This window comes from Micromonospora sp. NPDC049836 (assembly GCF_044465125.1).
In the GTDB taxonomy this organism is placed as follows: domain Bacteria; phylum Actinomycetota; class Actinomycetes; order Mycobacteriales; family Micromonosporaceae; genus Micromonospora.
On record NZ_JBITLH010000010.1, the window covers coordinates 1 to 17,383 of the forward strand.

A 17,383-nucleotide genomic window follows, 5' to 3' on the forward strand; every position below is an offset into this window, starting at 1 on the left:
AAACCCGTCTACGATGAGCCCACCGAATCTTCCCTAGGCCACTCCGTCAACCATCAGCTGGGACGAAAACGTCAAGCCTCAGGTGGGACTCGACAGCGAAGCCAGAGTTTGGGGTTGGTGGATCTGTCGCAGGCCGCATCTACTGTGAGCCCGTGAAGCGCCAGCAACGTACCGAAACCTCCGGCCCCCTTTCTGGCCACGTGCGAAAGGGACGCCGGTACCTCTCGCCCCTCGCCGCGACCGGCGTCCTGCACATCGGCGATTGGGTGCGAGACGACCTGCCGGATTTACTGTGGCCAGTCCTTGCACTAGCGGAACTTGGATCTACCGGCGCGATCAGGTTCGTTCGGTGGCAAGGGGCGGTCCAGCGTGACTTGGCAGGCCGGGCGGAGCCCAAGGTGCTGGCTGACGGACTCGACGGCAGGCTCACAAGCCTCGACAGGCTCATCGAGCAGGTTCCGGACGCCCGTAGCGTCGTCAGAGACCGCGCAGTAGAGCACGGCCTTCTGCCTCAGTCCGTCGCGGCGGCGCTCGCTTCTTACCCCGAGCGCCCAGCAGGCTGGCTGGTGGACCTCGACATTGCGCCACCCGGTCAGTCGGAAGTCGACTTGCTGACACGAGCAGTCCTGGAGGCGCTTCGCGATGGTCATCGAGAGGCAATCATCAAGTGTCTCTCGATATGGAGCGCCGTCCAGGCTGGGACCTTTCGGAGCGGCTCGGCCACGATCGAATTACTCAAGCCCTACCCCAACGATTCCGCCACTCGCTCACAGGCTGATTCTGCGATTCGAGCGATGTGGGGTGCGATGAAGGGCCTTTGTCTGACGGAGGATGCGACGCGATTTGATGCGACAACTCGATGGGCAAAGGTGTTTTGGGGGTTCAATTCAATGACGACACGCTGCATCCGAAGCCGAGACGAGAGTGACCAGTCCGGCACGCAAGAGGGTGGCCGTAATGCCGCCCCCGGAGCCACGCCGGAGGACGCGGCACATCTGCGGCAACTCGCGATGGACCTGCTTTCGAGCTACGTCGAGGCCCTTGAGACGTCCCCTGCCCGCCTCTACGACCAGGAGCGACAGGAGGTCCACTCCGGGTTGGTCTCCCGGGCAGGACGAGAGGTCATCACAGCGCTGGGCGTGCCCGACCTTTGGTGCATGGAACATGGGGCGCATGTGGGCCGGGTCCTTGTCGAGGTGCGGATCTACTTGCAGTGGATGGCGCTTCAAGATCCCTCAATCTACCGTGCATATCAGGAGTACGGCTCCGGCAAGGCGAAGTTGTACAGGCGTATCGCTGACGAGTTCCCCCAGTACTTGTTGCGCCGACCGGATGTCAAGGAGGCCATCGAAGAGTTCGACCGCCTAAGCCATAACGATGGCGTGCTTGATCATCGAATCGTAGACACCAGCGACTCGTTCGCGGGCGGAAAGTCATTACGAGCCATGGCTGAGGAAAGCGGCCTTCGTGACCTTTACCGCCATGCCTACTACATGTTTAGCGGCGTCCAGCATTCTGAGTGGTGGTCGGTAGAGACGCATTGCATGGAACGATGCCTGAACATTCTTCATCGAGGGCATCTTATTCCCAGCCTGTCCCTTTCGGCGGGAGGCAATGTAGACCTCGCCGGGTCGTGGGTCGATTCGCTTCACGCGCTGATCCGCGTAAGCCTGGACATACTCGGGACTGAGAAGGAGGCCGTGACGGCCGCCTTCTCGTGGCTTGCGTCGGAGGAAGGCTCGGATGACGCCTCGGCGCTCGCTGATGGTGTCGAATCGACGGAGCCGGCCTAAGCCGCCTAGACTCGCTGGCGTATGCATGACTGCATGGCCTGGAGGTGGGCATGGGCACCGCGGCCTATCGGGAGCGAGTGGCTGCCGAGCTGAAGCGCATCCGAGAGGGCCTGAGCATCTCCGGTGAAGAGGTGGCGGCGGCCCTCGGGTGGTCGCAGCCCAAGGTGTCTCGGATCGAGAACGCGCGGATCGCGGTAAGCACGCGAGACCTTGCGACGTTGCTTCACTACTACGGGGTGCCAGAGGAAGTCCGGGCCGAGCTGCTTGCGATGACCGCCGACGACGAGGGCGTTGGGGGTGCCTGGCTCGTGCGGGCCGGTGGCGTGACTCGCCGTCAAGGTGAGGTTGCGGCGATTGAGACGCGCGTGCGGTCCATTCAGCAGTACTACCCGTTGATGGTGCCCGGTCAGTTGCAGTCGCCGGAGTACGCGTTGGCCTACGTCCGCAGCGGTTGCTGGCCTAACCCGGAGGCGGTCGTTGCCCGCCGGATGAGTCGGCAGGCACTACTCCGTTCGGATGACGCCCCGGCCTACTCCGCACTTCTGGACGCTCGCGCCTTCTTCGCCTGGCCCGGAAGTCGTGACGTGATGCTGTCGCAGCTGGCGTACCTGCGTACGCGCGCCGAGCTGCCCAACGTGACAATGCGGATCATTCCGCTGGGGGTGGATCGGACGGCCTCGGCGGTGGTGCCGTTCACGCTGTACGACTTCCGCGCCGAGTCCAGTCCCCGGGTTGTCTTCGTGGAGTCACAGACGGCCGATCTCTACCTCTCGGCACCTGCCGACGTGGAGACGTACTCGGGCGTCTTCGATGCGCTCGCCGCCGATGCCCTCTCACCGGACGACTCAATAGAGCACCTTGCGTTACTGGCTCGTCACATTGAGGATCTAGAGGATCCTCGATCGACTGACGGGAGGCCGTGATGAGTGCTGACTTCAGCAAGGCCAAGTGGCGTAAGAGTTCCAGCAGCGACAGTGGCGGGTGCGTTGAGGTCGCGTACGCCGAGGGTGTGATCGGTGTCCGGGACACGAAGCAGGCGGGCACGGGTCCGATGCTGACCTTTACCGAGCGGGAGTGGTCGGCGTTCCTGGACGGTGCCGCCCTTGGTGAGTTCACGCTCGATGAACTGAAGCGCTGAGAGTTGATCGTATGTCTGCGGTGACCGAGCGCCCGGCCGAGGCGTCACCGAAGCGAGGCTTAGGCCTGCTGCTTGCCTCTACCGGCGTCTCGGTCACCGGGGACGGCATGCTCTTGGCCGCTGCTCCCCTGATGGCGGCGGCGTTGTCTCGTGATCCGCTGGCGGTCGCCTCGGTGTCGGCGGCCGGCTACGCCGCCTGGCTACTCGTCGGCCTGCCTGCCGGGGCGCTGGTCGATCGATGGAACAGGCGAACCGTCATGGTCGCCTCCGACATCGGCCGAGCGGCAGTGCTACTCGCCTTCGTCCTCCTGATCGTGAGCAACAACGCCACCATCGCCGGCCTCGCCGTGGCGGTCTTCCTCGTTGGAGTCGGCTCCTGCTTCTTCGATCCGGCGGCCCAAGCCGCAATTCCGATGATCGTCGGTCGCGACAAAGAACGACTCTCGCAGGCCAACGGCCGGCTATGGGCGATTGACACCTTCGGGCGTTCGCTCGCTGGCCCACCCGCCGGAGCAGCGGCGTTCGCAGCCGCCCGAGCTCTACCCTTCGGCCTCGACGCTGGCTCGTTCCTGCTGTCGGCGGCCCTCGTCAGCCGGCTACCCGCGCCCCCGGCGAAGCCTGCCATCCAGCACGCACCAATGCTTCGCTCCATCAAAGCGGGCATGGCTCACTTGATACGGCACCCTGAGCTGCGCACAGTGACGCTGGGGATGGCGTCCTACAACCTCGGCTACAACGTCGCCTTCGCGACGCTGGTCCTCTACGCCCAGGACGTGCTCAACCTCGGCACGCTCGGATTCGGCTTGCTGATCGCGACCGGCGCCCTCGGTGGCATCGCTGGCGGATGGCTCGCTCCTAGCATTTCCGCCGTTCTCTCGGCACGTTCCGCCTACGCGGTTACCCTCGGCGTGCAAGCCGCCGCTTGGCTCAGCGTAGTGCTGGCCGGCAACGCGTGGGTCGCTGGTGTCGCGCTGCTGTTTGTTGGCATCGCCTCAACCACAGGCAGCGTCGTCGGCGGCTCAACTCGCCAGCTGCACACCGCGGACGAGATGCTCGGCCGCGTCGTGTCCTCCACCCGCCTCTTCGGCATTGGCTCCGCGGCTCTCGGGTCCGTCCTCGGCGGCGTCGTTGCCGATGCCGGCGGCCTCGGCGCTCCCTTCATCGCCGCAGCAGGCTTGCTCGCTCTCGCCTGCGTGTCCTTCGCAGCGGTGCGCCCTACTTCCTGAGCACTCCCTGTCGCATCGACAGAAACGCTTGCACTCAGTTATGCATGCGTGCATACTGTCCTCAATGGTCTTATGCAGATGTGCATAAGACATGCAGGCGGCAGGTCGCCGCCGCGAGGCCAGAGGAGGCAGGGGCATGGCTGTCCCGAACTCGATCAAGGTTCCGGTTCCGTTCGATTACGTGTTTCCGCAGGGTGCGCTGTGTCTGGGTGTGGAGCCGGTGACGGACTTCGACAAGCGCGGTCAGGGTGATGACCAGGCGCGTGACAAGGACACGGGCGAGCGGCTGTGGGTGGTCAAGGTGCTGGACCTGGACCCGGAGGCCGGGAAGTTCGGCGGGTCGAAGGAGGTCAAGGTGAAGATCGCCGCGCCGGTGCAGCCGGTGCCGCCGGCGTCGAAGATCCCGGGCTATCCGCCGGCGGTGATGTTCACCGACGTGACCCTGACGCCGTACGTCGACAGCCAGCGGTGCAAGGGGTCGGGGAAGTGCCGGGCGCGTCAGGCGTGGTCGATCCGCGCCGGGGCCATGACCGAGCCCGCTGCCGTGAAGCAGGCGGCCTGACCAGATCAGGACGCGCGGGGCGGGCCTCTTCCGCCAAGACGATTCCCGCCCCGCGCTTCACCCGCAACCTCTTGGAAGGAGTTGGGCTGATGCCCACGCTAGCTGACGCTGCCCGCATCGCCGGGAACCCGCGCCCCGGCCCCCGTCGCACGACTCACCGGCGCACCGTGATGCGCCTCGCCGGTCCCGGTATCCGAGCCGCCCGCGAGGTCTACACCACCGTGCCCGCCGACGCCGTCCGGGTGGCCGTGCTGGTGGAGATCTCAGCCGCCGCTGCTGCGCTGGCGCGGACGGTGGTGAAGCTGCGCCACCTCGACCCGGACCTGATCGCCCCGCACGTCTCCGACCGGGTCGACCTGCGCGCGGTCCTCGGTCGTGGCCGCTGGCTGCCGACCATGACCCGGCACGTTCCCGCCCCGCTATCCGGCCCGGTGGACCTGGCGGCTCTTGCCCCGTCGCGGCCGGCGGTCCGCCGTCGCCTTGTGCGCCGGTCCACCTCGCCCGGTCAGGCGTCCCTGTTCGCCGCTGCTGCGACGGTCGGGGAGGGCTGAGCCGATGCCGCTGGTCAACGTGATCCGGGGTGACCGCATCGACTCCGCCCCGATCAACGTCCGCACCCCCTTCATCCGCATCCCGCTATGGCTCGCGCTGACCTGGTGGACCGTCAAGGCTCTCGCCCGCTTCACCGTCGTCCTGGTTCGCTTCTGGTACGTGACCGCCCCCGCCGTGTTCTTCGCCTGGCTCTACCTGCGCTGGGGCTGGGCCGGTCCGGTCGGTGTCGTGGTCCTGGTCGCCGCCGTCGCCGCCGGCTGGGCATTCGGTCACCGGCCGTCGTTCCTGCGGTTCGGGTGGTGGCCGGTGCTGTCCCGGTTCCGCAGGTGGTTGTACCGGCGCAAGTGGCACGCCGCGATGGTCACTGCGAAGCTGGCCGTCTCCTTCGACTCCCACACGGTCTTGCCCGTGCTGCGGCGGGTCCGCTGCACGTCGGGCGTGGACGTGGTGACGGTGCGGATGGTCACCGGTCAGATCCCCGACGACTTCGCCCGCGTCGCCGAACGCCTCGCCCACACCTTCGGCGTCCGCCAGGTCAAGGCCACCCCCGGCCCTCGGCCCGATGTGGTGCTGCTGCACCTGTTCCGCGGTGACCCCCTCGCCAAGACGGTCCGCCCCCTGCCGGTGCCGGCGGTGCCGGAGTTCGCCGCCTTGCCGGTCGGCCGGCGTGAGGACGGCGACGGCTACGACCTGCGCCTGTTCGGCACTCAGGTCCTCGTGGTGGGTGCCACGGGTTCGGGGAAGGGCTCCGTCATCTGGTCCGTGGTCCGCTCCCTCGCCAACGGCGTCACCTCCGGCCTCGTGCAGCTCTGGGGCCTCGACCCGAAGGGCGGCATGGAACTGGGGATGGGTGCGCCGATGTTCGCCCGCTTCGCCCGCAAGGACTACCCGGCGATGGTCGAGCTGATCGAGGAAGCCGCCACCGTCGCCAAGGACCGCGCCGGGAAGCTCTACGGCCGCACCCGCCAACACACGCCGACGCCGGATGAGCCGCTGATCGTCGTGGTGATTGATGAGCTGGCGAACCTGACCGCATATCTGACCGACCGGCAGTTGAAGGACCGCGTCAAGGCCGCCCTGTCCATCCTCCTGTCCCAGGGCCGCGCGGTCGGCGTGCACGTCCTGGCCGCGATCCAGGACCCCCGCAAGGAGGTGCTGCCGTTCCGGGACCTGTTCCCCACCCGCATCGGGCTCCGGCTGGCCGAGGCCGCGCAGGTCGATCTGGTGCTGGGTGAGGGGATGCGGGACCGGGGCGCACTGTGCGACCGCATCCCGCAGAGCCTGCCGGGGGTGGGGTTCGTGGTCATCGACGGTGATCCGACCCCGATGCGGGTCCGGTTCTCCTACCTGAGCGATGACGAGATCCGCGACATGGCCCACACCTACGGCCGGCTCCGGGTCATCGACGGCGAAGTCCTCGGAGGTGCCGCATGAAACCCCACCCCACCCACACCCGCACCGACCGCGCTGAGGGCCTGGTCCTCGTCGTCATCCTCCTGCTCGTCGCCGGCTTCGCCGGGGCCGCCTCCTTCACCCACGTCAAAGACTGGACCCTCGACAACAGCCCGCCCGGCACGGGCGAGTGGTTCGGCTGGGCCAACGCCGTCATCTCCGAACTCGTCCCCGTCGCCGCCCTCCTGACCATCCGCCGCCGACGCCGCACCGGTCAGCCGGTCGGCTACCCGATGTTCCTGCTCGTCGCCGCCGTCCTGCTCTCACTCGCCGCTCAGTTGGCGGTCGCCAAGCCCGGCCTGACTGGCTGGCTCCTGTCCGCCGTCCCCGCTTTGGCGTTCATGGGCCTGTCCAAGCTCGTCCTCACCACCGCCCCCACCCAGACCCCGGCCAACCCCGCGCCCGTCCGCTCGGCCCCGAAACCCACCGCCCAGGCACGCCCCGTCGAACCGCCCGCCCCGCCCGTCCAGCCGGCCCCCGCCCCCGTCGCCACACCGGCCATGCCTGAGCCCATCGCCCTGGTCCACGCCGAGCCGACCCGCCCGGCCCCCGCCGAGCCTGCCCGTCCGGGCCCTGTTGCCCCGGTGCCCCCGGCCGCCTTCACCCGCCGCAACGGCGTCCCACTGATTGGAGAGGTGACCCGATGAAAGAGCACTTCTTCTCGACCCTGTTCCTCGTCGCCGGCCTCACCGTCTTCTGCTGGGACCAGTACCGGCTCTCCGCCGCCCGCTACGAACTGGCCGCCCTGCAACGCTCCACCCTCCGGGACCCGCTCACCGGCCTCGCCAACCGCGCCGGGCTGGCCGACGCTTGGACCCAGCTCGCCGGGCTGTGGCCGTGGGTCGTGGTGGTCGACCTGGACGGCTTCAAGCCGGTCAACGACGCCCACGGCCACGCCGCTGGAGACCTCGTACTGACCGCCGTCGCGGAACGCCTGCGCCGCGTCCATGGTGTGGCCGCTCGGCTCGGCGGGGACGAGTTCGCCGCGCTCCTGCTCGATCCGAATCCGGCCGCGGCTTCCCGCCAGCTCGCCGCCGCTATCGCCGCCCCCGTCCGGCTGCCCTCCGGTGTGGTCGTGTCGGTGACCGCCAGCATCGGCCTCGCCCCCGCCAGCCCGGCCGGCCTCGCCGCCGCCCTGGCCGATGCCGACGCGGCCATGTACCGGGCCAAGACCACCCGCGCCGGAGTCGTCGCCTTCGACCCGCTCCGGGATGACCACGCCACCGTCGACCCCCGCCCCACCCTCCGGGTCCGCGACCTTACCGCGACTGCGGGGGTGAGTCGATGACGACTACCCCGATGCTGCCCGGCCTTGCCCCCTCCCCCGTGGTGGAGCCGAGGCCGGGCTCCCGGGCCGCCCGGATGCTCATGCCCCGCTCCGTCGACGTCGTCGCCGACCTCGCCGCCGACTACGGCGTCTGCACCCGCCCCGTCTCCCTACGCCGCACCGACCTCGACAGCGGCCAGACAGAAGTCATCGACATGCCCTGCGGGGCCACCCAAGAGGCGAAGTGCCCGGCCTGCGCCAAGCGGGCACGGAAGCTGCGGCAGCAGCAGATCCGCGAAGGATGGCACCGCGACGACGAACCCGACCCCGGCCCCCAACCCGCCACCGACGCCCAACGCGGCCTGATCGTCGCCCGGGCTCACCTAGAATTCGCTCGCGACGAAGCGGCCCGGGTGTCGCAGTGGGATCAGGTCGCGGACCTGGACGACGCCATCGCCGAGCTGGAAGGCCAGATCACCAGCGAAGGACTCCGAGGCCGACCCGCGCCCCCGCATGGCAGCGACGACCAGGAGGACGGCGACGGCAAGCGCCGGGTCCGCTCCACCAAGCGGCGGCAGGACGCTGCCGACCTGCCCCGGCTCCCCGTCGACAACCGCACCATCGGGCGGACCTTCGAGGGTCACGCCGGGATGGTGTTCCGGCCGTCGATGTTCCTCACCCTCACCCTCGGCTCCTACGGCCGCGTCCACTCCGACGGCACCCCGGTCGACCCGGACGCCTACGACTACCGGCGGGCCGCATGGGACGCCGTGCACTTCCCCCGCCTCCTCGACAGGTTCTGGCAGAACCTCCGCCGGGCGGTCGGCTGGAACGTCCAATACGCCGGGGCGGTCGAGCCGCAGCGCCGCCTTGCGCCGCACGCGCACTTCGCCATGCGCGGCACCATCCCCCGGGCACTGGTCCGCCAGGTGGCCGCCGGGACCTATCACCAGGTGTGGTGGCCACCCGCTACCGAGCTGGTCTACGAACCGGGAAGGGCGCCGCAATGGGACCCGGCCGCCGGCGGCTACACCGACCCGGACTCGGGTGAGCTGCTGCCGTCCTGGGATGACGCCCTGGACCTGCTCGAAGCCGATTCCGACGCCGAACCCGTGCACGTGGTCCGCTTCGGCGCACAGGTCGACGCCAAGGGCGTGCTCGCCGGCACCAAAGACGCTGACCGGTGCGTCGGCTACATCACCAAGTACCTGACCAAGCAGGCCGCCGACTGCCACGACGTCACCACCGGCCGGCAGCGGGCACACCTCGAACGGCTCTGGCAGGAACTGCGGCACACGCCGTGCTCCGAGCGGTGCGCCAACTGGCTGCTCTACGGCGTCCAACCCAAGAAGGCCCGGCCCGGGTTGAAGCCGGGCAACTGCAAGAACAAGGTCCACAAGCGGGAAACCCTCGGCATCGGCGGCCGCCGCGTGCTCATCTCCCGGCAGTGGTCCGGCAAAACCCTGGCCGACCACCGCGCTGACCGCCGGGAATGGGTGAAAGCGCTGCTCGGGGTCACCACCGACGCCGCCACCGCCCCCACCGGCTCCGACACCGTCCGACACGCCTGGGAACTCGCCCGGCCCACCGACCCCGACCTGCCACCCCTCGGCCACCGCGTCCTCCGCGCCATCTCCGAACGCATCCAATGGCGCGCCCAACTCGACGCCGCGAAACGGGCCGCCGCCGACCCGCCCAATGTTTCGGCAACCGCATCCACGAACCCGACCGGGAAGGAGGCCACCGAGTGGAGAAGCTGCTGACGGTCAAGGAAGCCGCGGCTCGCCTGGGCACCACCGAGCGATTCCCCCGCCGGCTGATCGCTGAGCGGCGCATCCGGTACGTCAAGCTCGGCGGCCACCACGTCCGCATCCCCGAAGTTGCCCTCACGGAGTTCATCGCTGCCGGCACGGTGGAGCCGGTCACGGTTGCCTGGTCGGACGGAAGGGCGGTGGCCTGATGGGCAAGCGTCGTCAGTTTGGGTACGTCCGCAAGCTCCCCTCGGGTCGCTTCCATGCCTCGTTCGTGCCGCCCAATGGTGGCGCTCGGCAGAACGCGCCGCAGACCTTCAAGACAAAGACTGACGCCAACCGCTGGTTGACGCTGGTAGAAGCAGACATCTCGCGCGGCACCTGGTTGGACGACCGGGCGGCTTCGGAAACGTTCGGCAACTACGCGCGGGCCATCCTGCGGGACAGCCCGAAGATCGGCATTCGGTGGCGGGAGACGTGCGAACGGAACCTACGGCTGCACTTGGTGCCGCTGGTCGACGTGCCGCTTCGTGACCTAACGGCGAGCCGGGTCCGGGAGTGGCACGCTGCTGCCCTACGCGGCAACGGTGGCCGCACCTCCATCTCCCAGTCGTACCGGTTCCTGCGCATGGTCATGAACACCGCCGTACGGGAGGGCATCATCGCCCGTAACCCGTGCCAAATCCCAGGTGCTGGCACGGTCCGTGTCGCTGAACGGCCAGTCGCCACGCCCGCTCAGGTCGTCGCCCTGGTCGACGCCATCAACCCCCGCTACCGCACCGCTGTTCTCATCGCTGCCTGGTGTGGCCTGCGCCGTGGGGAGATCGCGGGGTTGCGCGTCTCGGACGTCGACCTGTTCGAGCACACCATCACGGTTCGCAAGGCACGGGTCGAGCCGCTGCATGACCGGGGGAAGTCCTTCGACAAGGACCCCAAGTCTGAGGCGGGCAAACGGACCATCGCCATCCCGCCACACGTAGTGCCTGTGATCCGTCTGCACCTCGATGAGTACGCGGGCAAAGACCGGCTGTTCGTGAGCCGCGACGGCTCGCCCCTACGGGGGGACACCTTGTATCAGGCGTTCGTTCGGGCGCGGAAGCAAGTCGGCCTCGATGACCTGACCTTCCACGACCTGCGGCACACCGGGCAGACCCTCGCCGCGCAGACCGGCGCGACCCTGGCCGACCTGATGAAGCGGCTGGGTCACTCGTCCATGGCTGCCGCTCGCCGGTACCTGCACGCCGTCGACGGGCGTGACCGGGAGATCGCCAAGGCGCTGTCGGAACTGGCTGCGCACGGTGATGTCGCACGGCTGCCCCGGCACATCACGATGCGGAGCTAGTCGCATGACGATCGCACGGCGGCCCTCTGCGGCGCTCTGACCTGCGGAAATGTGCGTGCCTGAAAATCGGAAGGTCGGCGGTTCGACCCCGCCCCTGGCCACATAGCCTTTCGCCGGGCTACAAAGATCCCCACCAGCGGAAACGCGGGTGGGGATCTTGCTGTAATGCCCTCGGCTGCGCTCGTCCCCGTTGGCCCTGCTTGACCGCTCTTGGCCGGTGATCGCCGCCGCATGTTGCACGTTCGCTGCACGCCTTGATCTAGAGCAGAGCAGTCAGGTCAACCCTGACGAGTACCACCCACGAACGTTCACCAGATCGGTAGTGGCACCGGCACCTCACCTCACCCTGCAAGCGGCCGTTTCGCCAGAGGACCAGGTCGTGGATCTCACCCACTCTGAACGATCCGAGGTCGACCGACTGCCCGGACTTCGTCATCACCTGGGCGGAGCTAATGGCGGTGACGGGCGATGACTCTTGGAACATCCGGGGAGGGTCCAGCTCGACCGTCACATGGTCAAGATCGGTTGGGCCTTCGTTCAGGATGCGGAGGTGCTGGCTGCCACCCATCGCGTTGGCTCACCGCCGGGTTGATCAGGTGCGCCACCATGGCGTCATGACGCTCGGCAAATGGCTGTCGCTGATCGGCGGCATCCTCGAACTGGTCGCTATCGGCATCGCCACCGTTTCTGCCGTCGTCGCCTACCGGCAGGCGGCAGCACGCGTCGCCATCATCCGGGAGTCCAGCAACCTACACAGAGACGACCGAGAGGCTGCGGCCGAGTACCGCCGACAACGAGGCGTTGAACCGGACATGACTTGGGGTGATGTCATGTTTGTCCGGACGTTGATCACCTACGCCATCAGCCGCGAGTCGGCTCGGAGCGCTCTGGCTACTGTCGTCTTCTTGGGCCTGGGCGTCGTCTTGAGCACTGCCGGCAACCTGGTCGCGTAGCGCGCATGCCGGCCCGATAGCTCACTCGCTGGCGGCCATCTTTTCTGCCGCCGATCCACACTCTGGGGAGCGGGCCAGGGTCAGGGTGACAAGGTGCAATACGGATGAAGGTGACAGCGGCTTCAAAGCTAGCGTGGTATTCGCGTGGCCGAATGAGGCTTCGGTACGCGTCAGAAAGGACCCGAAGTCTGAGGCGGGTAAACGGACCATCGCCGTCCCACCACACGTCGTACTGGTGATCCGTCTACACCTGGATGAGTACGCGGGCAAAGACCGACTGTTCGTCAGCCGCGACGGATCGCCCCTGCGGGGGGCACCTTGTATCAGGCGTTTCCTCCGTGCACGGGCGGAAGGTGGGCCTGGATGACCTCAGCTTTCATGACTTGCGGCACACGGGGCAGACCCTCGCCGCGCGGCGCAGACCGGCGCCACACCGGCCGACTTAATGAAGCGGCTGGGACGGGTCTCTGTGCTTGCATGCTTGGCTTGGTTCGAGGACAGTGCTAGTCAGGGACGTGCTCGGGAACTGGCGCGCCCTACGACACCGGGGGCGTAGGCGGATGTGCGTGGTGGATGCTGCGGCCAAGGAGGCGGCTGTTGTCCGGTTCCTTGAAGAGAATGCGCACGTAGGTCGGCCCGACAACGAGCATCCCGCACTGCGGGGCTGCACCGAAATCGCGTGGTCTGAGATCCCTGGCTGTCCCGCCGATGTCCCGCTTCTGTTCAATGGACTGCTGGATGAGGTTGCCGCCCCCGAGGCGGCACGTGTGCTCACCAACGTCCTGATGGGCGGCATCTTCCACCTGAGCGCGGCAATGCCGGCGGCGTTGCCGTTCCTGCTTCGCCTGGCAGCCGACCCGGAAATCTCGGTGCGTTCCAGCCTGCTCGACCTCGTGGTCATCACCGCGGAGTTGTCGCAGCCGGTCGACGCGGAGAACGAACGCGCGGTGTTGCTGCTCGGCAACGACAGCGATCATCCGGAACGCGAGCTGTGCCGGGAAGTGTTCTCCGCACACGCGCCGCTGGTACGCACGCTGCTCCACGACGACACGGTGGATGCCGCCGACAAAGCATTGCTTGAGCAGGTTGTGGGACCGCGCTCGGAGGCGTAAGGCCGGGGGGAATCGCGGAATGCCGCTGCCCGATGCCCTGGCGACCCTCGCGGCCTACAACCTGGTCATGGTTGGCTGTCGCCTGCTTGGCGACCGGATGGCCGACCATATGGAGGGAGCTGGCTTGCCGCCCAGGCCGCCTCCCTCTGGCTCAACCTGCTGGCCGGTGCCGGCGCCCTGCTGCTGCTCAACTGCCTCGCCCATTTCGAGGTGTGGAAGCTGATCTGACTCGATCGGCAACGATGGGCGGCATGGCGCGTCCGAGGAAACTGAAGACGCGCAACGACCTACCCGAGGAGGCAAGGTGACTCAGCGCTCGCAGCACCAGCGGGGCCGGTGCCCCGTCTGTAAACGCCTCGTTGCCCTCACCGCTGACGGAAGGGCCGCGCGGCACAACGGCACCATTCGCGCGTACGCCCCGCCCGAGGAGTGCCCCGGAGGTGGACAGCGGGCGGAAGCCACGGTGTCCTGAGCGACAGCGACTTGTTGAGGGCTACTCGCGCGACACAACGAACCAACGCAGCGCGGCCAGAGCAACCAGCAGTACCGCGACCCCCAGCATGCCGGCGATCAGGTTGGGCATGGGGATGAGCGATGTGGCTGCCACGATCAGCCCACTCGCGGCGACCAGCAGGACGCCGACGCCACCCCGGACCCTCCGCGACAGCTCGCTCTCCGTCGGGTGTGCGGGCCGAGCCCAGGTGACGGGGAACCGTCGCGACACGGCGAGACGGACGCCGAATACGAACAGGAGGACGAAGAAGATCACGAGCCCCAGGCGGAAGGCGACCAGCAGCTCGTTCGCGTCACTCATGCGGCCATCATCTGCGGGGTGTCAAGGCCGCAGAGCCAGCGACAGACCTGTCAGGACGGCACCTGGGCAAGCCTGAGCACATGTTCGAGGCCGCGTTTCTGAGCGGGCGAGTCCACCATTGGCAGGATCAGCGCCGGTATGCCGGCGGAAACCGATCCGCCGTCGCCGGCGGGATGATCGCCGACCATCAGGGTCCGGCCCGGTACGGCCTGGAGGACTTCGAGGGCGGCGACCCAGATCCGAGGGTCCGGTTTGACGAAGCCGACCTCGTAGGACAGTACGAACGCATCGACGTAGCCGTCGAGTCCGTGCCGCGCAAAGCAGGTGCGGATGTCCCAGCCGACGTTGCTGACGACGCCGATGCGAACACCGCTGTCACGCAATGCGGACAGGGTGGCGACGGTGTCGGCGTACGGCACGATCGCTTCGGCGTGGGTTTCGTGCAGGACCGATGCCAGCGCCTGGTCCACCCCGGGAATCTGTTCCAGCACGGCGAGGATCGCCCGGTCCCAGGCTCGCGGATCCAGATCTCGGGCGAGGTGGGCCGGGTCCGTGGCCGTCTTCCGCAACAGTTCCGCGAAGTCGCCAGTAATACGGTGCGCCTCGCCGGCAGCCAATGCCCGGTCGATCGATGCCGCCGCGTTGCCCACCCAGCGTTCCGAGTCCCTGGCGAACAGGGTCCAGGCGAAGTCGAACAGCACTGTCGTCACGGGCTTTCCGGTCACCGCGTCACCCTAGATCAACACGACGAGTTCTGTGTTTGCGTCGAGCGGCTCAGGAAGGCGGACACCGCGGGCGGCTGGACAGCGGTCACGATCACGGGAACGGCGCTCTGCTGCTTCGCGCTCACCGTGTGGACGCTGGGACGTCGTGGTCCACTCGTGATCCGCTCCGCCGGCGGTGCCGTAACGGACCGCAGAGCAGAGGCAGCGCCGCGACGGCGCATCGGCCGATCGGTTGTCCGAAGGAGACGAACGGCTATTTCCATGTGCGATGAGCCCGCCCGGGCACCTAGGAAGGACGCATGGCCAACGAAGTGACCGTTCCCCTGCTGCCGTGCGCGTCCATCGACGACATCGCCGCCTTCTATGAGGTTCTCGGCTTCCGCGCGACCTACCAGCAGCGCAAGCCCAACCCGTACGTGGCGTTGCAGCGCGAGGACCTGCATCTGCACTTCTTCGAGATGCCCGGGTTCGACCCCAACCGGTCCTACGGCTCCTGCCTCGTGCTCACCGCCGACCTTGAGGGACTGCACCGGGCGTTCGCCGCCGGCATGCGCGCCGCGTACGGCAAGGTGCTCGTCACCGGAACTCCCCGAATGACCCGGCCCAGGGCACGGAAGAATCAGGACGGGCTGAGCGGGTTCAGCGTCATCGACCCGGGCGGCAACTGGATCCGCGTCGTCCGGAAGGCCACTACTGATCCGCTGCCCGCGACCACGCCGGCGGGGCGGCTGGCCAAGGCGCTGGCGAACGCTGTGGTGCAGGCCGACTCCCGGGGTGACGTCCGGCAGGCCGTCCGGATCCTCGACAGCGCACTGGCCCGCCCGCAACCCGACGACGACCCGGTCACGCAGGTGGAGGTCCTCGTCTACCGCGCGGAACTGGCCTTGGTGCTGGACGACCCGGAGACCGCCGCCGACCTGCTGGACCGCGTCAAGCGCGTCGTGCTGAGCGAGGAGGAAACCGAACGGGCGGCGCCCGCGTACGAGAACGCCGCCGACCTGGCGGCGGCACTACGCTGAGCCGGCGTACGGCCTTGGCCGACCGTGCAGGAACTCCTTGCCAGCGACCGCGTGCGGTAGCGGATCTAGTCGGTCTGGTCGCGGGGGATGGACACGAAGCCGTCGTTCCACTGGTCCTGGTCGACGGTGTGGCCGCTGACCAGGAAGCAGTCCGGCTCGTCGCGGAAGCCCGGCAGGTTCCTGGCGCGTTGGATCCGGTCCTCCGCCCGGGCCGCGGACGAGTAGACCCCGAGGAGCTTGAGGTCGTCACCGTCCTCCTCGTCCCAGACCAGCTCGCCGGCCTCGTCCCGGTGCGTTGTCGCCCGCCCGTCGAACCACCGGGCGTGACGGACATGCCAGAGCAGGAAGACCTCCATGCGGCCGGACGCTACCCGCCCGCCATCGACGGAGGTGACGGGCGATCGCCGACGAGCCGGCCGGGGCACCTAGGCGCCCCAGGCACCGACCCCACCTGCGCCGCTGCCCGCGCTGCCGTCGGTCGGGTTGCGGTGATCGTCCAGTCGCCGGCGCGCTTCGGTTGACGCCTGGAGGTCACGGACCCGGCCGTCGTCGAGTACCGCCCGCCGCCGGGAACGACGCCACAGCGCGACCGCCGCGACAACCGCCAACACGATGATCAGAACGATGAGCCAACGCATTGTCGACCTCCGTCTGTCGGGTGACCCCGGACCCCATTGACAAGCGGTGCGCGTGTCACTGCGTTCAGTATGCGCAGCCCTGGTCAAACCGTCAGCCCGGCGACCCGGCCGCCGGGCGACGACAGGCGGCGTACGGCACCGGAACAGGCCCGGTCAGTCCAGCACCTGCACGGCGTCGCCGACGCGGACCGTGCGACCGGCACCGGTCGGCTCGGCCAGGACCGTCAGCTGGAGACCGAAGAGCAGCTTCTGGCCGATGTTCCGCCGGGCGGCGAGCATCCGCAGCGGCTCCCGTCCGTGCTCCCCGGTCTCCTGGTCGATGGTGGCGACCAGGCAGCGACCGCACTCGCCGACACCGTGGAACACGGCGCCGCCGATCCTGATCCGCCGGTCGACCCACGTCGCCTCGGCCCACGGCGCGGCGCCGCTGACCACCAGGTTGGGGCGGAACCGGGCCATCGGCAGTGGCCCTTCGGGGCTGCCCGATTCCCGCAGCCAGCCGTTGAACACGTCCAGCGACGCGGCGTTGGCCAGCAGCAGCGGGGTGCCGTCGGCGAAGCTCACCTCGGCACCGGTGCCCGCCGGAACCGGCCACGGCACGCGGTTACGGCTGGGCTCACCGAGCCAGACCAGCCGGGCCGGGCGTCCCAGCAACCGGTGCAGCCAGCCGTCGGCTTCGGGGCCGGCGGCGCGTACCGGTGCGGGCGGCCGGCTCCGGAACACCCGGACCCGGACCTCGTCGCCGTTGACCGGTTCGGCCAGGTCGAGCGGGGTCATCCCGGGCGCGTCCAGGGTCAGCCCGCCCGGCCGGGGCACCGCCCGCAGCGTCACCAGCTCCCGGTGCTGGCGCTGGGTGAGGCCGATCCCGGTCTCGTCCACGATCAGCCACCGTCGGTCGCCGTCCAGGCCCCACGGCTCGACCCGCGCCGTGTCGCGGTCCGTCCGACGGCACCCCTTGACCGGGTACGTGTGAATCGAGGCGACTCGCATCCGGTCAGGATGGCACCGCTCGGGACGCCGGCACCACCGGCCGTTCGGC

The 17,383-nt window shown here is 68.5% G+C and carries 19 protein-coding genes; 15 read left to right on the forward strand and 4 right to left on the reverse strand.

Going from position 1 to position 17,383, the window contains the following annotated elements:
• Nucleotides 1-152: 152 nt before the first annotated feature.
• From ACIBPB_RS24460 to ACIBPB_RS24525, 14 genes are all read left to right on the forward strand, one after another.
• A complete protein-coding gene (locus ACIBPB_RS24460) occupies nucleotides 153-1,793 on the forward strand; it encodes a DUF5677 domain-containing protein (RefSeq protein ID WP_396841817.1) in 1,641 nt (546 codons plus the stop codon).
• 50 nt (nucleotides 1,794-1,843) lie between these two features.
• Nucleotides 1,844-2,716 carry a helix-turn-helix domain-containing protein gene (locus ACIBPB_RS24465; protein WP_396841818.1) on the forward strand — a complete coding sequence of 291 codons (873 nt, stop codon included), beginning with the start codon at nucleotides 1,844-1,846 and terminating at the stop codon, nucleotides 2,714-2,716.
• Nucleotides 2,716-2,931: a DUF397 domain-containing protein gene (locus ACIBPB_RS24470; protein WP_396841819.1), complete on the forward strand. Its 216-nt coding sequence runs from the start codon at nucleotides 2,716-2,718 to the stop codon at nucleotides 2,929-2,931. Before ACIBPB_RS24465 ends, ACIBPB_RS24470 begins: the two co-directional genes overlap by 1 nt.
• Nucleotides 2,932-2,942: 11 nt before the next feature.
• The gene (locus ACIBPB_RS24475) at nucleotides 2,943-4,157 is read left to right on the forward strand and encodes an MFS transporter (RefSeq protein WP_396841820.1); all 1,215 of its coding nucleotides are present in this window, start codon (nucleotides 2,943-2,945) and stop codon (nucleotides 4,155-4,157) included.
• Nucleotides 4,158-4,293: 136 nt separating this feature from the next.
• Nucleotides 4,294-4,719: a hypothetical protein gene (locus ACIBPB_RS24480; protein WP_396841821.1), complete on the forward strand. Its 426-nt coding sequence runs from the start codon at nucleotides 4,294-4,296 to the stop codon at nucleotides 4,717-4,719.
• 89 nt (nucleotides 4,720-4,808) lie between these two features.
• Nucleotides 4,809-5,270, forward strand: a complete 462-nt coding sequence (locus ACIBPB_RS24485) for a hypothetical protein (protein WP_396841822.1) — start codon at nucleotides 4,809-4,811, stop codon at nucleotides 5,268-5,270.
• Between the two features lie 4 nt (nucleotides 5,271-5,274).
• Nucleotides 5,275-6,705: an FtsK/SpoIIIE domain-containing protein gene (locus ACIBPB_RS24490; protein WP_396841823.1), complete on the forward strand. Its 1,431-nt coding sequence runs from the start codon at nucleotides 5,275-5,277 to the stop codon at nucleotides 6,703-6,705.
• Nucleotides 6,702-7,370 (forward strand): DUF2637 domain-containing protein, encoded by a 669-nt coding sequence (locus tag ACIBPB_RS24495; RefSeq protein ID WP_396841824.1) that lies wholly within the window; start codon nucleotides 6,702-6,704, stop codon nucleotides 7,368-7,370. The genes ACIBPB_RS24490 and ACIBPB_RS24495 overlap by 4 nt, the downstream gene beginning before the upstream one ends.
• The gene (locus ACIBPB_RS24500) at nucleotides 7,367-8,011 is read left to right on the forward strand and encodes a GGDEF domain-containing protein (protein WP_396841825.1); all 645 of its coding nucleotides are present in this window, start codon (nucleotides 7,367-7,369) and stop codon (nucleotides 8,009-8,011) included. The genes ACIBPB_RS24495 and ACIBPB_RS24500 overlap by 4 nt, the downstream gene beginning before the upstream one ends.
• A complete protein-coding gene (locus ACIBPB_RS24505; protein ID WP_396841826.1) occupies nucleotides 8,008-9,753 on the forward strand; it encodes a replication initiator in 1,746 nt (581 codons plus the stop codon). Before ACIBPB_RS24500 ends, ACIBPB_RS24505 begins: the two co-directional genes overlap by 4 nt.
• A complete protein-coding gene (locus ACIBPB_RS24510) occupies nucleotides 9,738-9,950 on the forward strand; it encodes an excisionase family DNA-binding protein (RefSeq protein ID WP_396841827.1) in 213 nt (70 codons plus the stop codon). The genes ACIBPB_RS24505 and ACIBPB_RS24510 overlap by 16 nt, the downstream gene beginning before the upstream one ends.
• On the forward strand, nucleotides 9,950-11,083 hold the full coding sequence (locus tag ACIBPB_RS24515) for a tyrosine-type recombinase/integrase (RefSeq protein ID WP_396841828.1): 1,134 nt from the start codon (nucleotides 9,950-9,952) through the stop codon (nucleotides 11,081-11,083). The genes ACIBPB_RS24510 and ACIBPB_RS24515 overlap by 1 nt, the downstream gene beginning before the upstream one ends.
• 614 nt (nucleotides 11,084-11,697) lie before the next feature.
• Nucleotides 11,698-12,036, forward strand: coding sequence for a hypothetical protein (locus ACIBPB_RS24520; RefSeq protein WP_396841829.1), 339 nt, complete (start codon nucleotides 11,698-11,700; stop codon nucleotides 12,034-12,036).
• A gap of 566 nt (nucleotides 12,037-12,602) precedes the next feature.
• Entirely contained in the window at nucleotides 12,603-13,148 is a 546-nt protein-coding gene (locus tag ACIBPB_RS24525) for a hypothetical protein (RefSeq protein ID WP_396841830.1), read from the forward strand.
• A 493-nt stretch (nucleotides 13,149-13,641) separates the two neighbouring features.
• Here ACIBPB_RS24525 and ACIBPB_RS24530 read toward each other — a convergent pair whose 3' ends face one another.
• Entirely contained in the window at nucleotides 13,642-13,962 is a 321-nt protein-coding gene (locus ACIBPB_RS24530; protein WP_396841831.1) for a hypothetical protein, read from the reverse strand.
• A gap of 50 nt (nucleotides 13,963-14,012) precedes the next feature.
• On the reverse strand, nucleotides 14,013-14,687 hold the full coding sequence (locus ACIBPB_RS24535; protein ID WP_396841832.1) for an HAD family hydrolase: 675 nt from the start codon (nucleotides 14,685-14,687) through the stop codon (nucleotides 14,013-14,015).
• A 299-nt stretch (nucleotides 14,688-14,986) separates the two neighbouring features.
• Here ACIBPB_RS24535 and ACIBPB_RS24540 point away from each other — a divergent pair, with 299 nt between their 5' ends.
• Nucleotides 14,987-15,706: a VOC family protein gene (locus ACIBPB_RS24540; RefSeq protein ID WP_396841833.1), complete on the forward strand. Its 720-nt coding sequence runs from the start codon at nucleotides 14,987-14,989 to the stop codon at nucleotides 15,704-15,706.
• Between the two features lie 65 nt (nucleotides 15,707-15,771).
• On the opposite strand, the gene ACIBPB_RS24545 is transcribed toward ACIBPB_RS24540, so the two are convergent.
• On the reverse strand, nucleotides 15,772-16,062 hold the full coding sequence (locus tag ACIBPB_RS24545; protein WP_396841834.1) for a hypothetical protein: 291 nt from the start codon (nucleotides 16,060-16,062) through the stop codon (nucleotides 15,772-15,774).
• A 435-nt stretch (nucleotides 16,063-16,497) separates the two neighbouring features.
• Nucleotides 16,498-17,334, reverse strand: a complete 837-nt coding sequence (locus ACIBPB_RS24550) for an MOSC domain-containing protein (protein ID WP_396841835.1) — start codon at nucleotides 17,332-17,334, stop codon at nucleotides 16,498-16,500.
• Nucleotides 17,335-17,383: the final 49 nt, after the last annotated feature.

Coding starts and splice junctions, on each gene's coding strand:
- ACIBPB_RS24465 (WP_396841818.1), top strand. CDS start 1,844: ATGGGCACCGCGGCCTATCGGGAGCGAGTGGCTGCCGAGCTGAAGCGC.
- ACIBPB_RS24470 (WP_396841819.1), top strand. CDS start 2,716: ATGAGTGCTGACTTCAGCAAGGCCAAGTGGCGTAAGAGTTCCAGCAGC.
- ACIBPB_RS24475 (WP_396841820.1), top strand. CDS start 2,943: ATGTCTGCGGTGACCGAGCGCCCGGCCGAGGCGTCACCGAAGCGAGGC.
- ACIBPB_RS24480 (WP_396841821.1), top strand. CDS start 4,294: ATGGCTGTCCCGAACTCGATCAAGGTTCCGGTTCCGTTCGATTACGTG.
- ACIBPB_RS24485 (WP_396841822.1), top strand. CDS start 4,809: ATGCCCACGCTAGCTGACGCTGCCCGCATCGCCGGGAACCCGCGCCCC.
- ACIBPB_RS24490 (WP_396841823.1), top strand. CDS start 5,275: ATGCCGCTGGTCAACGTGATCCGGGGTGACCGCATCGACTCCGCCCCG.
- ACIBPB_RS24495 (WP_396841824.1), top strand. CDS start 6,702: ATGAAACCCCACCCCACCCACACCCGCACCGACCGCGCTGAGGGCCTG.
- ACIBPB_RS24500 (WP_396841825.1), top strand. CDS start 7,367: ATGAAAGAGCACTTCTTCTCGACCCTGTTCCTCGTCGCCGGCCTCACC.
- ACIBPB_RS24505 (WP_396841826.1), top strand. CDS start 8,008: ATGACGACTACCCCGATGCTGCCCGGCCTTGCCCCCTCCCCCGTGGTG.
- ACIBPB_RS24515 (WP_396841828.1), top strand. CDS start 9,950: ATGGGCAAGCGTCGTCAGTTTGGGTACGTCCGCAAGCTCCCCTCGGGT.
- ACIBPB_RS24520 (WP_396841829.1), top strand. CDS start 11,698: ATGACGCTCGGCAAATGGCTGTCGCTGATCGGCGGCATCCTCGAACTG.
- ACIBPB_RS24530 (WP_396841831.1), bottom strand. CDS start 13,962: ATGAGTGACGCGAACGAGCTGCTGGTCGCCTTCCGCCTGGGGCTCGTG.
- ACIBPB_RS24540 (WP_396841833.1), top strand. CDS start 14,987: ATGGCCAACGAAGTGACCGTTCCCCTGCTGCCGTGCGCGTCCATCGAC.
- ACIBPB_RS24545 (WP_396841834.1), bottom strand. CDS start 16,062: ATGGAGGTCTTCCTGCTCTGGCATGTCCGTCACGCCCGGTGGTTCGAC.
- ACIBPB_RS24550 (WP_396841835.1), bottom strand. CDS start 17,334: ATGCGAGTCGCCTCGATTCACACGTACCCGGTCAAGGGGTGCCGTCGG.